This window comes from Aurantimonas manganoxydans SI85-9A1, assembly GCF_000153465.1.
Classification (GTDB): Bacteria; Pseudomonadota; Alphaproteobacteria; order Rhizobiales; family Rhizobiaceae; genus Aurantimonas; species Aurantimonas manganoxydans.
In genome coordinates this window covers 2,948,006-2,972,596 of the sequence record NZ_CH672387.1, presented here as the reverse complement: position 1 = coordinate 2,972,596, position 24,591 = coordinate 2,948,006, and the positions used below count along the sequence as shown (strand labels likewise).

Here is a 24,591-nt window from a genome sequence, read left to right as displayed (position 1 = left end):
ATCGCCCAGCCTCACGGGCGCGTCTGGCCGTTGCCGCGGACGCGATAGTTGAAGCTGGTCAACTGCTCGACTCCGACCGGGCCGCGCGCATGCATCTTGCCGGTGGCGATGCCGATCTCCGCGCCCATGCCGAATTCGCCGCCGTCGGCGAACTGGGTCGAGGCGTTGTGGAGGAGGATCGCCGAATCGATGCCGGCGAAGAAGGTCTCCGCCATCGCCGCGTCGTCGGTCACGATCGCTTCGGTGTGATGCGAGGAATGGCTCTCGATATGGTCGATGGCGCCCGCGACGCCGTCGACCAGCGCGACGGAGATGATGGCGTCGAGATATTCGGTGACGAAGTCGGCGTCGCTGGCCGGTTCGGCGGTCGGGTAGCGCTGGCGCACCTCGTCGGTGGCCCGGATCTCGCAGCCGGCCTCGCGCAGCGCCTCCATCAGCGGCAGCAGATGCGTGTCCGCGACGGCGCGATCGATCAGCAGGGTTTCGGCCGACCCACAGATGCCGGTGCGGCGCATCTTGGAATTGACGACGATGTCCCGCGCCATGTCGAGATTGGCTGCCCGGTCGACATAGACGTGGCAGAGCCCTTCGAGGTGGGCGAAAACCGGCACCCGCGCCTCGTCCTGCACGCGGCCAACCAGCGAACGGCCGCCGCGCGGCACGATGACGTCGATCGCGCCGTCGAGGCCGCGCAGCATGGCGCCGACAGCCGCGCGGTCGGTGGACGGTACGATCTGGATCGCGTCCTCGGGCAGGCCGGCCAAGGTCAGACCGGCGATCATCGTGGCGTGGATCGCGGCCGAGGATCGGACCGAATCCGAGCCGCCGCGCAGGATCACCGCATTGCCGGATTTCAGGCAGAGCGCCCCGGCATCGGCGGTCACGTTCGGCCGGCTCTCATAGATGACGCCGATGACGCCGAGCGGCGTCCGCACCCGCTCGATTGCCAGGCCGTTCGGCCGGTCCCAGGCGGCGACGGTCGCGCCGACCGGGTCCGGCAGGGCGGCGATGGCGCGCAGGCCTTCGGCCATTGCGTTGATGCGGTCGGGCGTCAGCGTCAGCCGGTCGACGAAGGAGGCGGCCATGCCGGCCTCTGCCGCGCGGTCGAGATCGGCGGCATTCTCGGCGAGGATGGTGTCGGTGGCTGCGACCAGCGCATCGGCCATCGCCAGAAGCGCTGCGTTCTTCGTGTCCGTTGGCGCCAGTGCGAGGCGGCGCGCCGCTGCGCGGGCCCGCTTGCCGATGGCGTCCATCAGCGTGTCGATCGATCCGGTCTCGGTGCTGTCACGCATGGGTGTGGTCTCCGAAATCTGTACTGCGTCGCGGCAACGGGCAGGGCCTGTCGCCGTCCCTTCGCGCCGTCTGTTTCAGGCCGAGGTGAGCTGCTGTTCCGGCGTCTCCGCCGCACCCGGATCGACGGCGAGGTCGTCCCGATGGATCATCGCCGCGCGACCTTCATAGCCCAGCGCTGCACCGATCTCGGAGGAGCGAAGTCCGGCGACCAGCCGCGCCTCGTCGGAATCGTAGGCGATCAGGCCACGGGCGATCTCGCGGCGGGCGCTGTCGTACACCGCCACCGTGTCGCCCCGGCGAAACTCGCCCTCGACGTTGCTGACGCCCGCCGGCAGCAGGCTGCGGCCGGCGACCAGCGCCTTGACGGCGCCGGCATCGACGAACAGGCGACCGGTGGCATGGAGCTGCCCCGCGATCCAGCGCTTGCGGGCGCCGACCGGCGTATCGACCGCGCGAAACAGCGTGGCGCGCTCGCCCGTCTCGATGGCCGACAGGGGATAGAGCCGGTTGCCGGCCGTGATGATCATGGCGGTGCCGGAGCCGGTCGCGATCCGCGCCGCGTCGATCTTGGTCTTCATGCCGCCGCGCGACAGTTCCGAACCGGCGGAGCCCGCCATGGCCTCGATCTGCGGCGTAATCTGATCGACCAGGGGAATGTGCTCGGCGTTCGGGTCGAGATGCGGCGGCGCCGTGTAGAGCCCGTCGACATCCGACAGGAGAACCAGCATGTCGGCGTCGATCATCGTGGCGACCCGGGCGGCCAGCCGGTCATTGTCGCCGTAGCGGATCTCGGAGGTGGCGACCGTGTCGTTCTCGTTGATGACCGGCACGGCCTTGAGGGCCAGCAGCGTCGCGATGGTGGCACGCGCGTTGAGATAGCGCCGGCGCTCTTCGGTGTCGCCGAGGGTGAGCAGGATCTGCCCGGTCTCGATGCCGTGGCGGCCGAGGATCTCCAGATAGGTGCGCGACAGGGCGATCTGGCCCACCGAGGCGGCTGCCTGGCTTTCCTCCAGCCGCAGCGGACCGCGCGGCATCTTCAGGATCTTGCGGCCGAGCGCGATGGCGCCCGACGACACGATGAGAATCTCCCGGCCCTCGCCGACGAGGCGCGCAATGTCCTCGCCCAGCGATTCCAGCCAGGTCCGCTTCAGTCCGCGTTCGCGGTCCACCAGCAGCGACGAACCGATCTTGATGACGATCCGCCGGTAGCCGTGGAGGGGATTGCTCATCACTCCGCGTCCTTCTTCTCGGCCTCTTCCGCCTCGGCGCGTTCGGCCGCGGCCACGGCAAAGCGGTCGGGCTCTTCCTCTTCCGTGGGGGCGAGGCGGCTGATGCGGCTCTTCAGCTCGCGCAGCGCCTCGGTCATGCCCTCGCGGCTCACCGCCGACAGGGCGAGCGGGGCGTAGCCGACGGCCTCCTGCAGCTCCGCCAGCTTCTCCTCGCGCGCCTCCGGCGTCAGCGTGTCGACCTTCGACAGGGCGACGATCTCGGTCTTGTCAGCGAGGCCGTGCTCATAGGCTTCGAGCTCGCGCCGCACCGTGCGGTAGGCGCCGGCGACGTCGTCCTCGCTGGACGAGACGAGATGCAGCAGCACGCTGGTGCGCTCGACATGGCCGAGGAAGCGGTCGCCGATGCCGACGCCCTCATGGGCGCCCTCGATCAGGCCCGGAATGTCGGCGATGACGAATTCCGCCTCGTCGACCTTGGCGACGCCGAGACCGGGATGCAGCGTGGTGAAGGGATAGTCGGCGATCTTCGGCCGGGCCCGCGTCACCGAGGCGAGGAAGGTCGACTTGCCGGCATTGGGCAGGCCGACGAGCCCGACATCGGCGATCAGCTTCAGCCGCAGCCAGATCGTCAGCTCCTCGCCCTCCTGGCCGGGATTGGCGCGCCGCGGCGCCTGGTTCACCGAGGTCTTGAAATAGGCGTTGCCGAAGCCGCCATTGCCGCCGGCGGCGATGCAGTGACGCTCGCCGATATCGGTCAGGTCGAACAGCAGCGTCTCGTTGTCCTCGGCGAAGATCTGGGTGCCGGCCGGCACCTTCAGCGTGATGTCCGAGCCCTTGCCGCCATTGCGGTTGCGGCCCATGCCGTGGCCGCCGGTCTTGGCCTTGAAATGCTGCTGGTAGCGATAGTCGATCAGCGTGTTGAGGCCGGCGACCGCCTCCACCCACACGTCGCCGCCGCGGCCGCCGTCGCCGCCGTCCGGGCCGCCGAACTCGATGTATTTCTCGCGGCGGAACGACACCGAGCCGGCACCGCCGTCACCGGATCGGACATAGACCTTGGCCTGGTCGAGGAATTTCATCTCTGTGCTCTCCTGAGCCTGCGGTCGGTATGGCGGACGGCCCCTTCTAGCGGGCCGGTCGGGACTTGTGAACGGATCGCCGGCCAAGAGGCGGGCGATCAGGAGGTTCGTGTTGGCGGACCTGGTAGGCCCGCGGCGTCAGTGGATGTCGAGCGCAGCCTTGTCCTTGGCGAAGACCACATCGGACGTGGCCAGCGGAATACCGAATTTCGACACGCTGACATGGTTGGCGACCGTTCCGTCCGACTGTCGCGTCATGCGGTGGCGAAAGTGCAGCAGCGTGTCGCCGCCGCCCGGCGCGTAGCCGTCATAGTCGAGAACGACACCGTTCGGCGCCAGCCTGCCGGAAACGGCCACCGGTGGTGACAATTCGCCGTCGTCGCCCTCGGTCCGCACCGTGCCGGTATAGAGGCCGGGGCTGGTCATGCCGAGGTCCCAGCGCTGCAGCCGGTCGCCGTCGGGAAAGCTGAACTGCTCGTCGAGCAGCAGCCGCCCGTCCTGGCGCGTGCCGGAAAAGTTCGCGGTGAAGTCCTCCGTGAAGAACAGCGCCGTGGTGACCGACCCCTTCGAATGGGACGGCCCCGCGAAGAACTCCTCCAGCGCCAGGCCGTCGGCGACGGAGGCGGGCGGCACGTCGGCAGGACCGTCGCCGCAGGCCGCAAGTCCGGCCAGCAGCAGCGCCCCGGTGAGGGCGCCGCCGATCCTGCGCGCGACGATCATCCGGCGGCTCATGCCCGACCCCATGCCTTGAGCGACGTCCAGCACCGCCGGTCCATGACGAAATGCTCGCTGGCCACGCGCCCGGAACTGATCGTGTCGATGAGGCCGCTGCCGGTGAAGTGGAAGCCGCATTTGCGGATCACCCTGCGCGAGGCCTCGTTGACGACGCGGCAATCGACGGCGATGGCGTCGGCCTTCAGTGCGACGAATCCGAAATCGATCACGGCCTGCGCTGCCTCGGTGGCAAAACCCTTGCCCCAGAAACGGCGGCCGACCCAGGAGCCGATGTCGAACCGGCCCGGCACGCTCTCGGGCTTCAGGCTGCAGCAGCCGACGAGGTCGCCGCCGTCCTTCAGGCAGAGCGCGAAGACCGTTTCCGGTGCGTGGTCGCTGATGAAGGCGCGGGCGTCGGCCAGACCGTAGGGATGCGGCACGCGGGCCAGCATCCGGGCGATCTCGCGGTCGTTGATCAGCTTCGCCAGCGCGCCGGCATCGTCCATCGTCAGCGGCCGCAACAGCAGCCTGCGGGTCTCGATCGTCTCGCCGTCCCGTTCGGCGGTCGTGTCCTCAAGCATCGCATCGTTCCTTCCAGACGCGAAAAGGGGAGATGGCGGTCCATCTCCCCTGTCGTGCTCTGAAGGTCCGATCGTTCGGAGGGTTCAGAGTGCCGGGTCGGTGGAACGCCGGCGCTCTGAAGCTCCGGTCACTCGGCGGCTTCGGCTTTCGGCATGACGGCCACGTAGGTGCGACCGTTCGCCTTGTGCTGGAACGCCACGTTGCCTTCGGCCTTCGCGAAGAGGGTATGGTCCTTGCCCATGCCGACATTGGCACCCGGATGCCAGCGCGTGCCGCGCTGACGGATCAGGATGTTGCCCGGAATGACGGACTCGCCACCGAACTTCTTCACGCCAAGGCGCTTGGACTCCGAATCGCGACCGTTGCGCGAAGAGCCGCCTGCTTTTTTATGTGCCATCGTAGGTCTCCTTGCCTGTCAGGGCTCGCGGGGGATATGGCCCCGGAATTACTGCTTCGCCAGTTCGCCGGCCTGGGCGCGCCAGTCTTCGATCTGCGCGGCGCTGAACGGCATGTTCGCGTCGATACGGGCAACGTCCTCGTCGGACAGGGCCGCGATCTGGGCGTAGGTGGTGATGCCCTGCTCGTTGAGCTGCTTCTCGGCGACCGGGCCGATGCCCTTGATCTTGGTCAGCTTGTCCTGCTCGCCGCCGGTCGGGGCGGTGAACATCGGCACGTCCGGCGTGGCGTCGGTCGTCTCGGCGGACGGCTTGGGCGCAGCGACCTTGGCCGGCTTCGGCGCGGCGGCGGTCTGCGACGGGGCCTTGCCGTCGGTCAGGATCTCGGCGATCCGGATCATCGTCAGATCCTGACGGTGGCCACGGGTGCGCTTGGAGTTCTGGCGGCGACGCTTCTTGAAGGAGATCACCTTCTTGCCGCGGGTCTGCTCGACGATCTCGGCCGTGACGGCAGCGCCCTGAACGAACGGCGCACCGATGGTCGAACCGACCATCAGGACCTCGTTGAAGGTCACGAGATCACCGGCGGCGCCCGGGAGACGCTCGATGGTGAACTTGTCGTTGGGGACAACGCGGTACTGCTTGCCACCGGTCTTAATGACTGCGAACATTTTAGCTCCGTTCGTTCGATCGGTTCTCGTGTCCCGCAGGACCCGGACCGTCTTCTTGTCAGTCGGTTACTGAATGGGCGAAAACAAACAGGCGCGGCAGTGCCACGCCCAGAATTGCGATTTGTGACTAGCGGCAAGGCCGCGCAAGGTCAAGCCTTCCGGCCGTCAAACCGGGTCCGGGGCGCTGAAGGTTCCCCAGCGTCGAGCGCAAGCGTCGCGGGGCGGGCGCCGGCGGGCTAGAGCTTGCCGGCCTGCCGGCGCAGCAGTTCCAGCGCCTGCCGGTCGGTGCGGTCGCGGTGCAACTGATGCAGGCGCCCGGCTTCCTCGCTGTCGCGGTCGAGAATCGCCTGGACGATCTGCCGGTGTTCCTGGTCGGACTGGACCGGCTTGATGCGCAGCGGGATGATCGCCATGCGGGCCCGGTACTGCTGTTCCCAATATTGCCGCAGGGTCGCCTGCAGGCGGGAATTGCCGCACAGCGAGACGATGTCCGAATGGAAGGCGTCGTCGAACTGCGACCAGCGCTCGATGTCGTCGCTGCGCGTCGCCTTTTCCATCTGGTCCATCAGCGATTTCAGCCGTTCGCTCTCGCTCGGCTCGAGCCCCCGCACGGCGGCAAGGCGCGCGGCCTGCACCTCCAGCGCCGAGAAGACCTCGTAGATTTCCGCCAGATCGTCGAGGGACTGGGCGCGCACGGTGACCCCGTGCCGGGGCTTCACCTCGACCAGGCCTTCCTCCTCGAGGCGGATCAGCGCCTCGCGGATCGGCGTGCGGCTGAGCGACAGGAGGTTGGCGACCTCCGTCTCCAGAAGCGTCGTGCCGGGCGGCAGCCGACCCTCCAGGATCCGGTACTTCAGCTCGTGATAGGCCCGCTCACGCGCCGCCATCTTGGCGACGCCCTGCATACTGGGCCGGGGCCGCGAGCCGCTGGCGGGAGGACGGCGATGGGGTGCGTTCGTCGCATCCTGTTTCGTCAGTGCCGGCCTCCCTCGTTCAGGTGCCGGGGCCGTGCTGCCCCGATCGTTTCGTCAGCTCTTCGAACCGTCGGGCATCGGAACGCCGTTCAGCTCGAAGACGATGTCGGACAGCATCGGCAGATAGTCGCTGCCCCGGCCGATCGCCTCGGCGGTGGCGAGGCCGTTCTTCACCGACGCCGAAACATGAGTGGCAATACCGCTCTGGTCGGCCATCGACACGACGTAGCGCATGTCCTTGTGGGCGTTGCGGATGGTGAACTTATGGGCGTCGCGATCGCGGTCGACCACGTATTTCATGAAGGTCTGGTAGAAGCCCGAATCCATCCGGCCACCGCTGATGACGCCGTGGAAGGTCTTGGCGTCGATGCCGTTCTTGGCCCCGATCGCCAGCGCCTCGGAATAGAGCGAAGCATAGCCGAGCGAGACGAAGTTGTTGAGCAGCTTCATCGTGTGCCCAGCGCCGGTGTCTCCGACCCGCACGATCTTGCCGGCCCATGTCTCCAGCAGCGGTTTCACCCGTTCGAAGTCAGCCTCGGAGGCGCCGACCATCGTGTCGAGAGTGCCCTCCCAGGCTTCCTTGGGCGTGCGCGACAACGGCGCGTCGATCAGCGTCACGCCGGCCTCGCTGCAGCGCTCGGCCAGCGCCCGCGTCGAGACCGGATTGGCGGTGGAGGAATCGATGATCGTCTTGCAAGCGCCGTTCGCGGCGAGGATCTCGTCGACGACGGCTTCCACCTGCGGGCTGCCGGGCAGGCAGAGGAAGACGATCTCGGCGGACTTCGCGACGTCGGCGACGCTGTCGGCCTCGCTCGCGCCGCGGGACTTCAGATCCTCGATCGGCTCGCGGTTGCGATGAGCAAGGACGGTCAGCGTGTAGCCGGCCTCGACGATGTTCTTGGCCATGCCGTGGCCCATCAGGCCGACGCCGATGAAGCCGATGCTGGGACGGTCTGTCATGTAAACTCCTGTTCGAATGCCGGGGACGCTGCGCGGCGGTCAGGCCGCGGCATTGCGTGCCGCTTCGTCGGCGATATGGGCGCGGATGATGTTCGCGAAATTGTTGTCGGCGACGAAGCCGACGTCGGACGCCCGCGAGGCGTCGAAGTCACGCGGCCAGCCGGCGACTATCTTTTCGATGGTGGCGTCCGGCACGCGGCGGATCAGGGCGACGGCCTCGTTGCCGGCGACCTCGCGCAGCGCCTCGATCATCTCGCCGATGGTGATCGACAGGCCGGGCATGGTCAGGCAGCGGCGGGCGCCCAGCGTCTCGGTGTCCATCGTCGCGGCATGCAGCAGGAAGCCGACCGCTGCGGCCGGGCTGGCAACCCAGTGGCGCACGCTGTCGTCGACCGGCAGGATCGCTTCGTGGCCGGCCAGCGGCTCGCGGATGATGCCGGAGAAGAAGCCCGACGCGGCCTTGTTCGGCTTGCCTGGGCGCACGACGATGGTCGGCAGGCGAATGCCGACGCCGTCGACGAAGCCCTTGCGGCTGTAATCCGACAGCAGCAGTTCGCCGATCGCCTTCTGGGCGCCGTAGCTGGTCAGCGGGGCCGACAGGAAGGTGTCGGTGATCGGGTCCTCGAACGGCGCGCCGAAGACGGCAATGGAGGAGGTGAAGACGAGGCGCGGCCGGTAGACGCCGTCCTGCTGGCGGATCGCCTCCAGCAGATAGCGCGTGCCGTCGAGATTGATGGCGTAGCCCTTCTCGAACTCGGCCTCGGCCTCGCCGGAAACGATCGCGGCGAGATGGAAGATCATGTCGGGCCGCTTGTCGACCAGGGCGCGCACCGTCGCCTCGTCGGCGATGTTGCCGGCGCTGCACGCGATGGTGATGCCGCCGGCCTGGCTGTCGAAGGCCGGTTTGACGACGTCGAAGGCATCAATCTCGGTGACCTTGTCGCCGAGGCGCGTGTCGTCGGCGATGATTGCCTCGATCAGTTGCCGGCCGACCATGCCGGCGGCGCCCAGTACCAGAATCCGCATCGTGTCCTCTTCCCTGTTGTCGTGGTGTCGTCGCGTGTGCTGCGCTCCTAGAGCGTCCAGCCGCCGTCGATCACCTGCATTGTTCCTGTCGTGAAGGCGCTCTCGTCCGAGGCGAGATAGACTGCCAGCATGGCGATCTCCGACGGCTTGCCGAGGCGGCCCATGGGTTGGCGCTCGATGAACATCGCCTTGGCCTTGTCGGTGCCGCCGATGGTCTTGCCGAGATCGGCGATCCGCTCTTCCAGCGAGGGGGATTCGATCGTGCCGGGGCAGATAGCGTTGCAGCGGATGCCCTTGCCGACGAAGTCGACCGCGACCGAGCGTGTGAGGCCCGCCACCGCGGCCTTGGTCGCCATGTAGACGTAGCGGTTCTGGGCGGCTTTGACCGGGCCGGCGGCCGAGCAGATGTTGACGATCGAGCCGCCGCCCGCCTCCAGCATGCGCGGCAGCAGGCCGGCGATCATCCGGTGCATCGAGCGGACATTGAGGTCGAAGGAGAAGTCCCAGGCCGCATCGTCGCAGTCGAGGATGGTGCCGTGATGAACGTAGCCGGCGCAGTTGAACAGGATGTCCGGGGTCGGCACGCCGGCGAGATACGCCTTCACCGCCTCGCTGTCGGTGACGTCCAGCGCGGCGGTATGGACCGGGCCGAAGGCGTCGAGGCCTTCCAGCTTCTCGGCATCGCGATCGCTCGCATAGACGGTGGCACCTTCCTTCAGGAAGGTCTCGACCACCTGGCGGCCAATCCCCTGGCCGGCCGCAGTGCAGACGGCGGTCTTGCCGTCCAGGCGTTTCGTCATGGCTCTGTCCCGTTCCTCTCGGTGCGCGTAGCGATGCGCGGCGATGGTGTGAAAAGGGCGGGCCGCGTCATGCGCGGTCCGCCCCGTCAGATCAGTGGTTGTCGCGCGGCACCGGGTCGGACTTGCCGTCGATGCCGCCCTGGGCGAGGCGCTGATACGAGATCGCCGGCTCCAGCACCGCGCCGGTGGAGAGCTGCGAGACGATGCCGCGCTGGATCTCCTGCCAGGGCGTCTGGTGCGCCGGATAGGCGTAACCGCCGGCTTCCTCGAGCGCCTTGTGACGCTCGGCGAGCTCCTCGTCGGAGATCAGGATGTTGGCCGTGCCGCGGCCCAGATCGATGCGCACCATGTCGCCGGTCTTCAGGATGGCGAGACCGCCGCCGGCCGCCGCCTCGGGCGAGGCGTTGAGGATCGACGGGCTGCCCGACGTGCCCGACTGCCGGCCGTCGCCGATGCAGGGCAGGGAATGGATGCCGCGCTTCAGGAGATAGTCGGGGGCCCGCATGTTCACGACTTCCGCCGCGCCCGGATAGCCGATCGGGCCGGCGCCGCGCATGAACAGGACCGAGCGCTCGTCCACCGCCGTCGCCGGATCGTCGATCCGGTGGTGGTAGTCCTCCGGACCGTCGAAGACGATCGCCTTGCCCTCGAAGGCCATCGGGTCGTCGGCATTGGAAAGGTAGCGGTCGCGGAACTCCTTGGAGATCACCGACAGCTTCATGATGGCGGAATCGAAGAGGTTGCCCTTCAGGACCCGGAAGCCGGCATGGTCGATCAGCGGCCGGTCGATCGGCCGGATGACGTTCTCGTCCTCGATGATCGCGCCGCGGCAATTGTCGCCGATGGTCTTGCCGTTGGCGGTCGGCGCGTCCTCGTGGATCAGGCCTCTTTCCATCAGCTGGTTGACCACCGCCGGCACGCCGCCGGCGTGGTAGTAATCCTCCGCGAGATACTCGCCGGCCGGCTGCAGATTGACCAGCAGCGGCACTTCCTCGCCGTAGGTCTGCCAGTCGTCGATGGTCAGCTCGACGCCGAGGTGACGGGCGAGGCCGTTAAGGTGGATCGGCGCATTGGTCGAGCCGCCGATGGCCGAATTCACGCGGATCGCGTTGATGAACGCGTCCTTGGTCATGATGTCTGTCGGCTTCAGGTCCTCATGGACCATCTCGACGATGCGCTTGCCGGTCAAATAGGCCACTTCCTGGCGGTCGCGGTAGGGTGCGGGGATCGCCGCCGAGCCCGGCAGCTGCATGCCCAGCGCCTCGGCCAGCGAGTTCATCGTCGAGGCCGTGCCCATGGTGTTGCAATAGCCCGTCGACGGCGCCGAGGAGGCGACCAGCTTGACGAAGCCGGCATAGTCGATCTCGCCGGCGGCCATCATCTCGCGGGCCTTCCAGACGATCGTGCCCGAACCGGTGCGCTCGCCGCGGAACCAGCCGTTCAGCATCGGGCCGACCGACAGCGCGATCGACGGCAGATTGACGGTGGCCGCGCCCATCAGCATGGCCGGTGTCGTCTTGTCGCAGCCGATGGTCAGCACGACGCCGTCGAGCGGATAGCCGTAGAGCACCTCGACAAGGCCGAGATAGGCGAGGTTGCGGTCGAGGCCCGCGGTCGGGCGCTTGCCGGTCTCCTGGATCGGATGGACCGGGAACTCCAGCGCGATGCCGCCGGCCTCGCGAATGCCCTCGCGGACCCGCTTGGCGAGTTCGAGATGATGGCGGTTGCAGGGGCTGAGATCGGAGCCGGTCTGGGCGATGCCGATGATCGGCTTGCCCGACTGCAGCTCTTCCTGGCTGAGACCGAAATTCAGATAGCGCTCGAGATACAGCGCGGTCATGTCCGGATTGGAAGGATTGTCGAACCACGCGCGCGAGCGCAGCGGACCGGCTTTGATGTCGTTGGTCATGGGGTCTCCGGAACGTCGATCTCTGGTTGCATCCGCAACGCGGGCAGCCTCTGACGCAATGTATACATTAACCCGGCGTCGGTTCCAACCCGTGACGCGGTGTCACGCGGTGAATGAATCGGCAGCCGGGTGATTTGGTGCTGGGTGTCAGCTGCGCGCGGCCGACTTGTAGGCAGTCATCCAGCCAAGGCCGGCGTCGGTCGTCGTGCGCGGGCGATATTCCGCGCCGACATGGCCGTCCCAGCCGAAGCCGGCCATGGCCGGCAACAGGCGGTCATAGGCGATTTCGCCCTCGTCCGGCTCGCCGCGCGAGGGGACGGCGGCGATCTGCAGATGGCCGATCATCGGTAGATGCTGCTCGAAGCGCTTGAGCAGGTCACCCTCCATGATCTGCGCATGATAGCAGTCGAACATGATCTTCAGATTGGGCTTGCCGACCCGCGCGACGATGTCGGCGGCCTGCGCCTGATAGGACAGGAAATAGCCCGGCGCATCGCGCTGGTTGATCGGCTCGATGAGGATCGTCATGTCGCCGGCGGCCTCGCAGGCATAGGCGAGATTGGCCTCGAACGTCGCCTGCGCGCCGTCCACACCTTGCGACTTTCCTGCCATGACATGCACCGCGCCGGCGCCGATCGCGCTGGCATAGTCGACGGCCTGGTCGATGGCGGCGCGGGCTTCCTCGACCCGGTCGGGCAGGGCGGCGAGGCCGAAATCACCCTCGCGATCACCGCGGCTGGTGTTGAGGCCGAGCATCTTCAGGCCGGTCTCGTCGAGCGCTGCCTTCACCGCAGCCGGATCGACCGCATAGGGGAAGTGGCACTCGACCGCGTCGAAGCCTGCGTCCTTCGCGCGCCGGATGGCGTCGGGCAGGGCAAGCTCCTGCCACAGGAATCCGAGATTGGCGGAAAAGCGGATCGTCGGCACGGCTGATCTCCAGAAGGCGCTGCGCATCCCCTGTGGATACGCAAGGCCCCGCTATGGCCCATGCGTGATCTGGACGCAAAGGGGCCGTCGCGGAAAGACTCGCCATGGTGAGGCGAGCGAGGCGGCGATCAGTAGCGGTCGGCGCGGATCAGGTCGTCGATGCTGATCGGCTCCAGCGCGGCGCTGGTGGAACCTGCCGACCGGGATGCGGCCATGGTCGTCATGCCGGACGGCTGGGCGGCCGGGCGCCGGGGATCGTAGGGCTCGGGATTGCGGAATGGCGGATCGCTCAGCCGCCGGGCATTCTTGCGCTTTTCGTAGAAGACGTTGCCGCCCGCTTCGATCAGGTAATGCATGTTGGTGTAGGGGAAGGTCATGCCGGCGGTGTGAAAGAACATCGCCTTCTCGACATTGCGGTGGCGGGCGCCGTTCAGCACCTTGGTCGCGGTCCGCGAGGCGAGATCCTTGCCCTTTTCCATCGAGCGGGTGAGGACGCCCGGCGCGAACTGGTTCTTCTGGCCGACAACGCCGCAGACGGTCGTGGGGTAGCGGCCGCTCTCCAGCCGGTTCATCACCACGGTGCCGACCGCGATCATGCCCTCTTCGCTGCTGCGGTTGGATTCGAAATACATCACCCGAGTCATGCATTCATGCGCCGTCATCGGCCGCAGGCGCGGCCCGCCGGCGCAGGCGCCCAGCACAGTGACCAGGGCAAGAAGCGCCAGTGTCGCCCGGGCGCGCGTGATGGTGGTTCGAAATGCCATGCGGCAAGCCTCAGCAGGGTGTCGGGGCACGGCCAGCATCGCCGGCGCCCAAACCCGACAAATCGCCGAAATTTCTTAACCGGACGTTCAGACGACGCGGCAACCGGAGGCCTCTCGACCGGCATCGTTAAAATTGTCTGAAATTCCGGTGGGTTTGCCGGGAAGGCCGCCGCGGCACCGGTCTTGCGGGCTCCGCGAACGGCAGTGCGGGGGCATGCCGGACGCTCCGGCGGACTGGAGATTCGCCTGCGGAGCGGCTATGCCGAAGGGGCGGTTCACTGGCAACGCAACGTCGGCTTTTCGATGCTGGACGTCGGCCGCTGTGACGCCGTGATGTCCAGCGAGGCGGGTTGCCCGCCAGCCTGTCCCGTTCCGCGCCCATCGGAGGCTTCGATCCTGACCTGCAGCCTTCCTCGCCCCGGCCTGTCGCTCCTTGTCTGCCTGCTTCTCGCCGTTGCGGGCTGCGCGGGGCGGCCCCTGGGCACGATGGTGCCGATCGCCGGAACCGTCGCCGGCGCCAGCACGGTCGACATGCTGGTCGCCACCACGCGCGCGCCGTCGCCGGTCGCCGGCGTCGTCTATACCGGCGATCGCGGCAACACCCTGTCGGTGGACAACATCGTCGTCTCGGTCCCGCCCTCCGCCAATCGCAATGCCGGCGAACTGACCTATCCCACCGCCAACGCGGCCAATCCGCAGACCGAATTCGCGGTGCTGAAGCTGGCGCCGATGGACGATGCGGCGGCACAGCGCTGGTTCGACAGGGTTGCGGGAACCAAGCAGGGCGACGTCCTGATCTTCGTTCACGGCTTCAACACGACCTACGAGGAATCGGTCTTCCGCTTCGCCCAGATCGCCCATGACACGGCGGCCTCGGCGGCGCCGATCCTGTTTTCCTGGCCATCCCACGGCAGCGTCTTCGACTATCTCTACGACCGCGAGAGCGCCAATTTCTCGCGCAACGCGCTGGAAGAAATCATCGAGAAGGCCGCCGACGATCCGCGCGTGCGCAATGTCACGGTGATGGCCCATTCGATGGGAAGCTGGCTGACGATGGAGGCGCTGCGCCAGCTGTCGATCCGCCGCGGCAAGTTGCCGGCCAAGGTCCGCAACGTGATCCTCGCCTCGCCCGATCTCGACGTCGATGTCTTCTCACGCCAGCTCGACGAGATCGACACGCAGCGCACGCGGCTGACGATCTTCGCCTCGACCGACGACCGGGCGCTGCAGGTGTCGCGACGATTGGCCGGCGGCGTCCAGCGCCTCGGCGCCATCGACGTGTCGCAGGAACCGTATCGCAGCGGCATCGAGGCCAAGGGTGTCGACGTGATCGACCTCTCCGCGCTGCAGTCAGGCTCGGCCCTCAATCACAGCAAATTCGCCGAGAGCCCGCAGATCGTGCGGCTGATCGGGCAACGGCTGATCGCCGGGCAGGCGATCGGCGAAGAGGGCATCTCCCTTGGCGAGACCCTTGGCGCGGCGGCTCTCGGCACGGCCCAGACCGTCGGCTCGGCGGCCGGCGCCGTCGTCACCGCCCCCGGCGCGCTCATCAGCCAGCGCGGCCGCGAGGAGTTCGGCCGGCAGGTCGGCAATATGGGCCGCAATCTCGGTGGCACCCTGCAGACGGCCACCGGCCAGTAGGGCCGGGCCGCAATCGCCTTCGGCTTTCGGGCGCAGGACCGGCGCGCGGTGGGAACGGCGTGTCGTTCGGCACGCGCGCATCGGATCGCGTTCATTGCCTCGCCGGTGGCGGCAATTGTCGGTGTTGCCCGAGAGGCAATCGGGTCAATTTTTGACCAGACGATAAAAAATTTGACCTTTTGAAAAACTGGCATCATTCTAATCTTCCACGAGCCGTCGAAGGCCGGAAAATCGCCGTCGCCGGCTCCCTGGAAGGTTTCGAGGGGGATGCGACGCATGAACGAAACCCGACCGTTCCGGCCCGATATCGGCGCGGGGCGCCTCGCTCCCGACAAGCTGGCGGGCAATTTCTCGGACATCCATCCGCCGCTCGAGCAGCACGAGGCACTGGTCGAGGCCGATCGTTGCTATTTCTGCTACGACGCGCCCTGCATGACGGCCTGCCCGACGTCGATCGACATCCCGCTGTTCATCCGCGAGATCCAGGCCGGCAATCCGACCGGCGCGGCCAAGACCATCCTCTCAGCGAACATACTCGGTGGTATGTGCGCCCGCGTCTGCCCGACCGAGACCCTGTGCGAAGAAGTCTGCGTCCGCGAGGTGGGCGAGGGCAAGCCGGTGAAGATCGGCCTCCTGCAGCGTTATGCGACCGACCATCTGATGGAGGCGGGCGAGCATCCCTTCACCCGCGCCGAGCCGACCGGCAGGACAATTGCCGTCGTCGGCGCCGGTCCTTCGGGCCTCTCCTGCGCCCATCGCCTCGCCCTGCACGGGCACGACGTCACGCTCTTTGACGCACGGCCCAAGCCCGGCGGCCTCAACGAATACGGCATCGCCGCCTACAAGGCGACGGAACAGTTCGCCCAGCGCGAGGTGGACTTCATCCTCTCCATCGGCGGCATCACGCTGGAAACCGGCAAGGCGCTCGGCCGCGACATCCATCTCGCCGATCTGCGCCGCGACTATGACGCGGTCTTCCTCGGGCTCGGGCTGGCCGGCGTCAATGCGCTCGGCGCCGAGGGCGAGACGAGCAGCGGTTCGGCCGACGCCGTCGCCTGGATCGCCGATCTGCGCCAGACCACCGATCTCGCCAACCTGCCGGTCGGGCGCCGCGTCGTCGTCATCGGGGGCGGCATGACCGCCGTCGACGCGGCGGTGCAGGCCAAGGCGCTCGGCGCGGAGGAGGTGACCATCGCCTATCGCCGTGGCCAGGACGCGATGAACGCCTCGGCCTACGAGCAGGAGATCGCCCAGACCCGCGGCGTGCAGATCCGCTGCCATCTGCAGCCGAAGAGCATTCTCGCCGAGGGCGGCCATGTCCGCGGCATCGAACTGGAGCGCACGCGCGTCGAGGATGGGCGGCTGGCGGGCACCGGCGAGACGGTGACCATCGAGGCCGACCAGATCTTCAAGGCGATCGGCCAGAGCTTCCTGCCTGACGGTCTCGACGACGAGAGCGACGGCATTGCGCTGGAGCGCGGCCGCATCCGCGTCGATGCCGAGCGGCGCACGTCGCTCAAGGGCGTCTGGGCCGGCGGCGACTGCATTTTCGAGGGCGAGGACCTCACCGTCGTGGCGGTCGAGGACGGCAAGGTTGCGGCCGAAAGCATCCATGCGGCGCTGGCGGCGGAGAACGGGCTCGGCGCCCGGATTGCGGGTGTCATGTCCGATGCGGTCGAAGCACTGACCCCCGGTCGGATCTAGGGAGAATGAGCCATGGCCAATCTCGCAACGAACTTCCTCGGCATCTCCTCGCCGAACCCGTTCTGGCTCGCCTCGGCGCCGCCGACCGACAAGGAATACAACGTCCAGCGCGCCTTCGAGCAGGGCTGGGGCGGCGTCGTCTGGAAGACCCTCGGCGAAGACCCACCGGTGGTCAATGTCAACGGCCCGCGCTACGGCGCGATCTATGGCCCCGACCGGCGGCTGCTGGGCCTCAACAACATCGAGCTGATCACCGACCGGGCGCTCGATACCAATCTCGAGGAGATTGCGCGGGTCAAGCGCAACTGGCCCGACCGGGCGATGATCGTGTCGCTGATGGTGCCCTGCGAGGAGGCGCCCTGGCAGAAGATCCTGGCTCTGGTCGAGGAGACCGGCGCCGACGGGGTGGAACTGAACTTCGGCTGCCCGCACGGCATGAGCGAGCGCGGCATGGGCGCGGCGGTCGGCCAGGTGCCCGAATATATCGAGATGGTCGCGCGCTGGTGCAAGCAGCACTCGAAGCTGCCGGTCATCGTCAAGCTGACCCCGAACATCACCGACATCCGCTTCCCGGCCCGGGCGGCCAGGAGGGGCGGCGCCGACGCCGTGTCGCTGATCAACACCATCTCGTCGATCGTCTCCATCGATCTCGACAATTTCGCCCCGACCCCGACCATCGACGGCAAGGGCAGCCATGGCGGCTATTGCGGTCCGGCGGTCAAGCCGATCGCTCTCAACATGGTGGCGGAGATCGCCCGCGATCCCGAGACGATCGGAATGCCCATGTCGGGTATCGGCGGCATCACCACCTGGCGCGACGCGGCGGAGTTCATCGCGCTCGGCTGCGGCACCGTGCAGGTCTGCACCGCGGCGATGACCTACGGCTTCAAGGTGGTGAAGGAGATGAGCTCCGGCCTGTCCGACTGGATGGACGAGAAGGGCTATGCCTCGATCGAGGATTTTCGCGGCCGCGCCGCCCCCAACGTGACCGACTGGCAGTATCTAAACCTCAACTACGTCACCAAGGCGCGGATCGATCAGGACAAGTGCATCTCCTGCGGGCGTTGCCACATCGCCTGCGAGGACACCTCGCATCAGGCGATCACCAGCATGCTCGACGGCATCCGCAAGTTCGAGGTGATCGACGAGGAATGCGTCGGCTGCAATCTGTGCGTCGACGTCTGCCCGGTCGAGGACTGCATCACCATGGAGCGGATCACCGGCTTCGATCCGCGCACCAAGCGGCCGATCCCCGACACATACGGCAACTGGACCAGCCATCCGAACAATCCGATGGCAAAGGAGCGCCGGCAGCACGCCGCCGAGCCGGTGGTGCTGCCCGACGCCGCCGAGTAGCGGCGCGCAGAACGCCGGTAGGCATGTCCGGGCTGGCGGAGGGCGGCATCGGGAGAAGCATCCGGGGGAGGGGATCGATTTGAGCGAACGCAGCGATGCGGTCGTCGTGGGCGCCGGTCTGGCCGGACTGGTGGCTGCGAGCGAACTGGCCGACGCCGGACGCCGTGTCGTCATCGTCGATCAGGAGAGCGCCGAGCATCTCGGCGGGCAGGCCTTCTGGTCGCTCGGTGGCCTGTTCATGGTCGACACCCCCGAACAGCGCCGCCTCGGCATTCGCGACAGCCGCGAACTGGCGCTGCAGGACTGGCTGGGATCGGCCGGCTTCGACCGCGAGGAGGATCACTGGCCGCGCATTGTGGCCGAGGCCTATGTGGAGTTCGCCGCCGGCGAGATGCGGCCCTGGCTCCATGCGATGGGCCTGCGCTGGTTTCCGGTCGTCGGCTGGGCCGAGCGCGGCGGCAGCCTGGCCACCGGCCATGGCAATTCCGTGCCGCGCTTTCACATCACCTGGGGCACCGGTCCCGGCGTGCTCGCGCCCTTCGAGCGGCGCGTGCGCGCGCACATGGCGGCCGGGCGCATCATCCTGAAAGGCCGCCACCGGGTCAGCGAATTGCGGATCGTCGACGGCACCGCCACGGGCGTGGCGGGCGAGATTCTCGCCCCGGCCACGACAGCACGCGGAGAAACCTCGTCGCGCGCGGTGATCGGCGATTTCGAGATCGAGGCCGGTGCGATCCTCCTGACGGCGGGCGGGGTCGGCGGCAATCACGAGATGGTGCGGCGCAACTGGCCGACCGCCCGGATCGGACCGGCGCCGCAGAAGTTGATCTCGGGCGTTCCGGCCCATGTCGACGGTCGCATGCTGGAGATCGCCGAGGCGGCCGGCGGCCGCGTCATCAACCGCGACCGCATGTGGCACTATACCGAGGGTGTCACCAACCACGACCCGATCTGGCCGATGCACGGCATCCGCATCCTGCCCGGCCCGTCGTCCCTGTGGTTCGATGCGCTCGGCGACCGCATGGAGCCGCCGGCGCTGCCGGGCTTCGACACGCTGGCGACCCTCAAGCGCATCCTGTCGACCGGCCATGGGCATTCCTGGTTCGTGCTGACCCAGTCGATCATCAAGAAGGAATTCGCGCTGTCCGGGTCCGAGCAGAACCCGGACATGACCGGCAAGGACTGGCGCGCGGTGCTGCGCAACCGGCGCGGACGCAACGCACCGCCACCGGTCGAGGCGTTCAAGCGGCATGGCGAGGATTTCGTCGTTGCCGACACATTGGGCGAACTGGTCGACGGCATGAATGCGATCGCCGGCGAGCCCAGGCTCGACCGGGCGCATCTGGAAGCGCAGATCGTCGCGCGCGATCGCGAGATCGCCAACCCCTTCTCCAAGGACGCGCAGATCATCGCGCTGCGCGGCGCCCGCCGGTATCTCGGCGACCGGCTGATCCGGACCGCCAAGCCGCATGCAATTCTCGATTCCGCCCATGGGCCGCTGATTGCAGTCCGCCTGAACGTCCTGACGCGCAAGACGCTCGGCGGTCTTCATACCGATCTCGACGGCCGGGTGCTCGCGGCGGATGAACGACCCATCCCCGGATTGTATGCCGCCGGTGAGATCGCCGGCTTCGGCGGCGGCGGCGTTCACGGATAAAATGCGGTGGAAGGCGGCTTTCTTGGCGGCTGCCTGTTCTCCGGACGCCGGGCCGGCCGGTATGCCGCCGAAGCCACAGGTTGAAAAACCGGCGAAAATAATTTGCGCGACCCGTCGTCACGTAACCGTGAAGTAACCTAGCCGAAGCATTCTTCTGTCAGAACCGCGGCGTGCGCGTCGAGAATGCGGTTGCCTGGAATGGCAGCCGATTGGGAAATGAGCTGTATGTCGATCCATTTGCGTCTCATTATCGGCAGTTCGATCTTCGCGGTGCTGGCGCTCCTGTTCGCGGCCTTTTCCTATCATTCCCAGTCCGTGTCCCTCGGTTTCGCGCAGAATTTCTACGATGGCGGGATCGATCCGCTGGGGCGGCTTCAGGTCGCCAAGGGCAAGACGGTGGCGCTGGCCGAGAGCCTTGGCGCCGAAGGGGCAGCCGTCGGAAACGACGCGCAGGTGCGGCTGGAGCCGGCGATGCGCACCATTTCGTCGATCAAGGCCGACGTGCAGACAGCTCTCGACCAGTCCGGTTCCGCCGAGGTTCAGGCCATCCTGTCCGAACTCCTGTATCCGTTGAGCCGGCTGGAAGCCTCCGGCGGCAACATGTCGGCCCGGATGGCGGCTCGCGAAATCGCCAGCACCGCACTGGTTCTGGACCGCGCGGTCACGGCGTTGAACGCGGACCTTGTGCAGACCAAGGCCGTTGCGGTCGGCGCCATCGAGAGCGCGCGGTTGCGCAATTTTGCCGGCCTGGCCGCGATCCTCATCGGCATGGCTGGCTTTGCCGTTTTCCTGTCGCGATCCGTCGGCGCCTCGCTGCGCCGGGTGTCGGGCCTTGCGCGTAATCTGGCCAGCGGTATCGAGTGCGACATGATCGAGGCGCGCGGCCCAAGCGAGGTGCGCGACGTCCTCAACGCCCTGCGGCAGATGCAGGAGCATTGCGAGAAGCTCGAGACCATGATGCTCGACAAGGTCGACCTGATGGCCGGCCGGCTCGACACGCAGCAGGATCAGCTGACTGCGGCCCTGAACAACATGACCCAGGCGCTCTGCATGCTGGACGGCCAGAAGCGCATGATCCTGTGCAACGAGACCTTCACCGAACTCTTCGGCGACCACCCGGCCGGCACCAACGCCCGCGACTTCTTCACCGATGCGCGGCTGACCGGCCGTGTCGCCCCGAACGACACGGCGTCGCACATCCAGGAAGTCGGCGAGGGCCAGATCATGGAAGTGAAGCGTCGCGGCATGTCCGGCGACGGCCTTCTGATCACCTTCGAGGACATCACCGAACGCGAGGCCATCGCCCGGCGCCTGCAGCACCTCTCCGGTCACGACGCCCTGACCGAACTGCCCAATCGCGGCGTCTTCGCCGAAATCCTCGACGAGGCGCTCGGCAAGGGCCGCAAGGCGCTGACCATCGCGGTCATCGACATTCGCGGCTTCAAGACCATCAACGACACCTATGGCCATCCCGTCGGCGACGCCATCCTGCGCCAGTGCGGTGCGCGGCTGATCGAAAAGGCCGGCACGAAGGCGACGGTCGCGCGCCTCGGCGGCAACGAATTCGCCGTCATCCTCCTCGGCGGCCGCTCCGCCGCCGATGCCGAGGATCTGGCCCGCTCGATGGTCGCCAGCTTCGACGAGCCCTTCGAGGTCGAGGGTCGCCACATCAGCGCCGCCGGCAGTGTTGGTGCCCTGTATGTTGCCGGCGGCAAGCGTCCCGTGGATCTCGACGCCGCGATCGCGCTGCAGAATTGCGACCTCGCGCTCTATCAGGCCAAGCAGTCGGCCGGCAGCAGCTACCGGATGTTCCAGCCGAGCATGCGCCAGAAGCTGCAGCAGCGCCGCGAACTGGAGATCGACCTGCAGAAGGCGATCGAAGAGGGGCAGTTCGAGCTGTTCTACCAGCCCTTCGTCGATACTGGGCGCCGCGCAATCAGCGGCTTCGAGGCCCTGCTGCGCTGGAATCACCCTGAACGCGGCCGCGTCAGCCCCTCCACCTTCATCCCGCTGGCCGAGGAAACCGGCATGATCACGCCGATCGGCCTGTGGGCGCTGGAAACCGCCTGCGAGCAGGCATCGAACTGGGTCAGCGATCTCGCCATCTCGGTCAACCTCTCGGCGGTGCAGTTCAAGAGCCCGACCCTCGTCGCGGATGTGCGGCGGGTTCTGGCCAAGTCCGGGCTGCAGCCGTCGCGACTGCAGATCGAGGTCACCGAATCCCTGTTCCTCGACGAGGGCGACAAGGTACTCTCGATCCTGACGGAATTCCGCCGGATGGGCCTGACCATCTCGATGGACGATTTCGGCACCGGCTATTCCTCGCTCGGCTATCTGAACCGCTTCCCCTTCGACAAGATCAAGATCGACCAGTCCTTCGTGCGCGACATGTCGCGGCCGGAGAACATCGCCATCGTGCGTTCGGTCATCGGCCTGTCCAACGCCCTCGACATGCGGGTCATCGCCGAAGGTATCGAGACGCCGGAGCAGATGCGCATCCTCTACGCCGAGGGATGCCGCGAGATGCAGGGCTATTATTTCTCGCGGCCGCGCCCGGCTTCGGACCTGCCGAAGATGCTGGTGGAGATCGCCGACCGCTGGCCGCATGAATTCGAGGCGCTGACCCAGGAAGCAATCGAGCCGCGCAGCGCTGCCGCCACCGCCGCCTGAACGGCGGACGAGCGCAGATCGTCCGACAAGCGAATGAACGTCAGTCCCGCGGCCGGATGCCGTTGAGGACGACCGTCAGCACAGCCTGCGCGGTCTGCTCGCGAAAGCCGGGCGCATCGACCTGACGACCGACGATCGCGCGGATTTGCACGTCGAAATCGGCATAGTGCTGGGTCGTCGCCCAGATCATGAAGATCAGATGGTACGGATCGACCGGCGCCAGCTGGCCGCGATCGACCCAGTCGCGGATGACCCGCGCCTTCACGTCGACGAGCTGCTTGAGCCGGGTGGCGAGAAAGTCGCCGACCACCGGGGCGCCGGCCAGGACCTCGTTGGCGAACAGGCGCGAGGCGGCCGGATTGTCTTCCGACATGGCGAGCTTCGCGGTGATGTAGCGGCGCAGCTCCTCGATCGGGTCGCCGTCGGCGTTCATCGCTTCCAGCGGCGCCAGCCAGTCATCCAGCGTGTGCTCCAGCACTGCCCGGTAGATGTCCTGCTTGCGGCGGAAATAATAGAGGAGGTTCGGCTTCGACATCTTCGCCCGCACGGCGATCTGGTCGACGGTCGATCCCCGGAAGCCGTTGACCGAAAACACGTCCAGCGCAGCGTCCAGGATGATCTCGCGGTTGATCGCCTGGATGCGGGTCGGCTGGCGGTCGCCATGCGGCGGCTCCGTGCCGGAATGCTCGACTGTCTGGTCCACGCGTTCCGCCCTCTCCAAACCGGGGTCTGCCCGCCTATTTTGCACTGCGATATTCTGCGCAGTTCTTCAGCAGGACGCTTGACCGGTTCCTGACGACCTTCTAGCCTCGCTTTTGACCATTTAGTCAAGATTTCGGACGATCCGGGCTTCGGAACCGTCCCATTGAGGCGGCAGCCGATGAACGAGAACGCACCGATCGCGCCCAACAATCTCGAAGCCTTCTGGATGCCGTTCACCGCGAACCGGCAGTTCAAGCAGACGCCGCGCATGTTCGTCGCGGCCAAGGACATGCACTACACCACCTCCGATGGGCGGCAGGTGCTCGACGGCACCGCCGGCCTGTGGTGCGTCAATGCCGGTCATTGCCGGCCGCGGATCGTCGAGGCGATCCAGAAGCAGGCGGCCGAGCTCGACTACGCGCCGGCCTTCCAGATGGGGCACCCGAAGGCCTTCGAGCTGGCCTCGCGCCTTGCCGCGATCGCGCCGTCCGGCCTGGACCACGTGTTCTTCGCCAATTCCGGCTCCGAGTCGGTCGAGACCGCGCTGAAGATCGCGCTCGCCTATCACCGGGCCAAGGGCGACGGTGCCCGCTTCCGCCTGATCGGGCGCGAGCGCGGCTATCACGGCGTCAATTTCGGCGGCATCTCGGTCGGCGGCATCGTCGGCAACCGCAAGATGTTCGGCACGCTCCTGACCGGCGTCGACCATATGCGTCACACCCACGACCCTGTCCGCAACGGCTATTCCAGCGGCGAGACCGAGCACGGCGCCGAGCTGGCCGACGACCTCCTGCGCATCGCCACCCTGCACGATCCCTCGACCATCGCCGCGGTGATCGTCGAACCGGTGGCCGGTTCGACCGGCGTCCTGCCGCCGCCCAAGGGCTATCTGAAGCGGCTGCGCGAAATCTGCGACCAGCACGGCATCCTGCTCATCTTCGACGAGGTGATCACCGGCTACGGTCGCATGGGCACGGCCTTCGCCGCCGATTATTTCGGCGTGACGCCGGACATCATGGTCACCGCCAAGGGGCTGACCAACGGCGTCATCCCGATGGGTGCGGTCTATGTGAAGGACGAGATCTACGACGCCTTCATGGGCGGCGCGGAGCATCTGATCGAGTTCGCCCACGGCTATACCTATTCCGGCAACCCGATCGCCGCGGCGGCAGGTCTGGCGACGCTGGAGACCTACAAGGAAGACGGGCTGTTCGAACGGGCGAAGGCGCTGGAGCCGGTCTGGGCCGAGGCGATCCATTCGCTGAAGGGCGAGCCCCATGTCATCGATATCCGCACCATCGGCCTGATCGGCGCCATCGAGCTGGAGCCGATCGCCGGCGCGCCGACCAAGCGGGCCTTCTCGGCCTTCCTGGAAGCCTACGAAAAGGGGCTGCTGATCCGCACCACCGGCGATATCATCGCCCTGTCGCCGCCGCTGATGATCTCCGAGGACCAGATCGGCGAGATCGTCGAGACGCTGCGCGGCATTCTGAAGACCCTTGCCTGACGGCACCGCAACAGATCGAGAGAGTGACCCC

The 24,591-nt window shown here is 67.2% G+C and carries 19 protein-coding genes and 2 pseudogenes; 6 read left to right on the top strand and 15 right to left on the bottom strand.

Annotated features, from left to right (window positions below):
* Nucleotides 1-11: 11 nt before the first annotated feature.
* The 14 genes and pseudogenes from SI859A1_RS14060 to SI859A1_RS22155 form a co-directional block, all read right to left on the bottom strand.
* Nucleotides 12-1,292 (bottom strand): glutamate-5-semialdehyde dehydrogenase, encoded by a 1,281-nt coding sequence (locus tag SI859A1_RS14060; RefSeq protein ID WP_009210391.1) that lies wholly within the window; start codon nucleotides 1,290-1,292, stop codon nucleotides 12-14.
* 75 nt (nucleotides 1,293-1,367) lie between these two features.
* On the bottom strand, nucleotides 1,368-2,522 hold the full coding sequence (gene proB, locus SI859A1_RS14055; protein ID WP_009210390.1) for a glutamate 5-kinase: 1,155 nt from the start codon (nucleotides 2,520-2,522) through the stop codon (nucleotides 1,368-1,370).
* Nucleotides 2,522-3,601, bottom strand: coding sequence for a GTPase ObgE (gene obgE, locus SI859A1_RS14050; protein WP_009210389.1), 1,080 nt, complete (start codon nucleotides 3,599-3,601; stop codon nucleotides 2,522-2,524). The genes proB and obgE overlap by 1 nt, the downstream gene beginning before the upstream one ends.
* Nucleotides 3,602-3,739: 138 nt before the next feature.
* Nucleotides 3,740-4,333: a DUF3833 family protein gene (locus tag SI859A1_RS14045; RefSeq protein ID WP_161600137.1), complete on the bottom strand. Its 594-nt coding sequence runs from the start codon at nucleotides 4,331-4,333 to the stop codon at nucleotides 3,740-3,742.
* Nucleotides 4,330-4,896 (bottom strand): GNAT family N-acetyltransferase, encoded by a 567-nt coding sequence (locus tag SI859A1_RS14040; protein WP_009210387.1) that lies wholly within the window; start codon nucleotides 4,894-4,896, stop codon nucleotides 4,330-4,332. Before SI859A1_RS14040 ends, SI859A1_RS14045 begins: the two co-directional genes overlap by 4 nt.
* A gap of 128 nt (nucleotides 4,897-5,024) precedes the next feature.
* A complete protein-coding gene (gene rpmA, locus SI859A1_RS14035; protein ID WP_024350276.1) occupies nucleotides 5,025-5,294 on the bottom strand; it encodes a 50S ribosomal protein L27 in 270 nt (89 codons plus the stop codon).
* A 48-nt stretch (nucleotides 5,295-5,342) separates the two neighbouring features.
* Complete coding sequence (locus SI859A1_RS14030; protein WP_009210386.1) at nucleotides 5,343-5,963, bottom strand: 50S ribosomal protein L21; 621 nt, start codon at nucleotides 5,961-5,963, stop codon at nucleotides 5,343-5,345.
* A 236-nt stretch (nucleotides 5,964-6,199) separates the two neighbouring features.
* The gene (locus SI859A1_RS14025; protein WP_009210385.1) at nucleotides 6,200-6,868 is read right to left on the bottom strand and encodes a GntR family transcriptional regulator; all 669 of its coding nucleotides are present in this window, start codon (nucleotides 6,866-6,868) and stop codon (nucleotides 6,200-6,202) included.
* Between the two features lie 123 nt (nucleotides 6,869-6,991).
* Nucleotides 6,992-7,897: an NAD(P)-dependent oxidoreductase gene (locus tag SI859A1_RS14020; protein ID WP_009210384.1), complete on the bottom strand. Its 906-nt coding sequence runs from the start codon at nucleotides 7,895-7,897 to the stop codon at nucleotides 6,992-6,994.
* A 39-nt stretch (nucleotides 7,898-7,936) separates the two neighbouring features.
* Nucleotides 7,937-8,923 carry a D-erythronate dehydrogenase gene (gene denD, locus SI859A1_RS14015; protein WP_009210383.1) on the bottom strand — a complete coding sequence of 329 codons (987 nt, stop codon included), beginning with the start codon at nucleotides 8,921-8,923 and terminating at the stop codon, nucleotides 7,937-7,939.
* A gap of 47 nt (nucleotides 8,924-8,970) precedes the next feature.
* Nucleotides 8,971-9,723 carry an SDR family oxidoreductase gene (locus tag SI859A1_RS14010; RefSeq protein ID WP_009210382.1) on the bottom strand — a complete coding sequence of 251 codons (753 nt, stop codon included), beginning with the start codon at nucleotides 9,721-9,723 and terminating at the stop codon, nucleotides 8,971-8,973.
* A 91-nt stretch (nucleotides 9,724-9,814) separates the two neighbouring features.
* Complete coding sequence (locus SI859A1_RS14005; RefSeq protein ID WP_009210381.1) at nucleotides 9,815-11,632, bottom strand: IlvD/Edd family dehydratase; 1,818 nt, start codon at nucleotides 11,630-11,632, stop codon at nucleotides 9,815-9,817.
* A gap of 147 nt (nucleotides 11,633-11,779) precedes the next feature.
* Nucleotides 11,780-12,559, bottom strand: a complete 780-nt coding sequence (locus SI859A1_RS14000) for a hydroxypyruvate isomerase family protein (RefSeq protein ID WP_244401007.1) — start codon at nucleotides 12,557-12,559, stop codon at nucleotides 11,780-11,782.
* Between the two features lie 239 nt (nucleotides 12,560-12,798).
* A pseudogene (locus SI859A1_RS22155) lies at nucleotides 12,799-13,209 on the bottom strand (cell wall hydrolase); the annotation flags it as partial.
* A 600-nt stretch (nucleotides 13,210-13,809) separates the two neighbouring features.
* Here SI859A1_RS22155 and SI859A1_RS13990 point away from each other — a divergent pair.
* The 5 genes and pseudogenes from SI859A1_RS13990 (at nucleotide 13,810) to SI859A1_RS13970 (ending at nucleotide 22,351) form a co-directional block, all read left to right on the top strand.
* Complete coding sequence (locus SI859A1_RS13990; protein ID WP_244401005.1) at nucleotides 13,810-14,964, top strand: alpha/beta hydrolase; 1,155 nt, start codon at nucleotides 13,810-13,812, stop codon at nucleotides 14,962-14,964.
* 267 nt (nucleotides 14,965-15,231) lie between these two features.
* Complete coding sequence (locus SI859A1_RS13985; RefSeq protein WP_009210377.1) at nucleotides 15,232-16,668, top strand: NAD(P)-dependent oxidoreductase; 1,437 nt, start codon at nucleotides 15,232-15,234, stop codon at nucleotides 16,666-16,668.
* 12 nt (nucleotides 16,669-16,680) lie between these two features.
* A complete protein-coding gene (preA, locus tag SI859A1_RS13980; RefSeq protein ID WP_009210376.1) occupies nucleotides 16,681-18,024 on the top strand; it encodes an NAD-dependent dihydropyrimidine dehydrogenase subunit PreA in 1,344 nt (447 codons plus the stop codon).
* A gap of 79 nt (nucleotides 18,025-18,103) precedes the next feature.
* Nucleotides 18,104-19,765, top strand: a pseudogene (locus tag SI859A1_RS13975) (FAD-binding dehydrogenase).
* A gap of 141 nt (nucleotides 19,766-19,906) precedes the next feature.
* Nucleotides 19,907-22,351 carry a putative bifunctional diguanylate cyclase/phosphodiesterase gene (locus SI859A1_RS13970; RefSeq protein WP_148233850.1) on the top strand — a complete coding sequence of 815 codons (2,445 nt, stop codon included), beginning with the start codon at nucleotides 19,907-19,909 and terminating at the stop codon, nucleotides 22,349-22,351.
* 40 nt (nucleotides 22,352-22,391) lie between these two features.
* On the opposite strand, the gene SI859A1_RS13965 is transcribed toward SI859A1_RS13970, so the two are convergent.
* Nucleotides 22,392-23,054: a TetR family transcriptional regulator C-terminal domain-containing protein gene (locus tag SI859A1_RS13965; RefSeq protein ID WP_050767546.1), complete on the bottom strand. Its 663-nt coding sequence runs from the start codon at nucleotides 23,052-23,054 to the stop codon at nucleotides 22,392-22,394.
* Between the two features lie 177 nt (nucleotides 23,055-23,231).
* Between SI859A1_RS13965 and aptA the strand changes: the two genes are divergently transcribed.
* On the top strand, nucleotides 23,232-24,560 hold the full coding sequence (aptA, locus tag SI859A1_RS13960; RefSeq protein WP_040325840.1) for an omega-aminotransferase AptA: 1,329 nt from the start codon (nucleotides 23,232-23,234) through the stop codon (nucleotides 24,558-24,560).
* The last annotated feature ends 31 nt before the right edge of the window (nucleotides 24,561-24,591 follow it).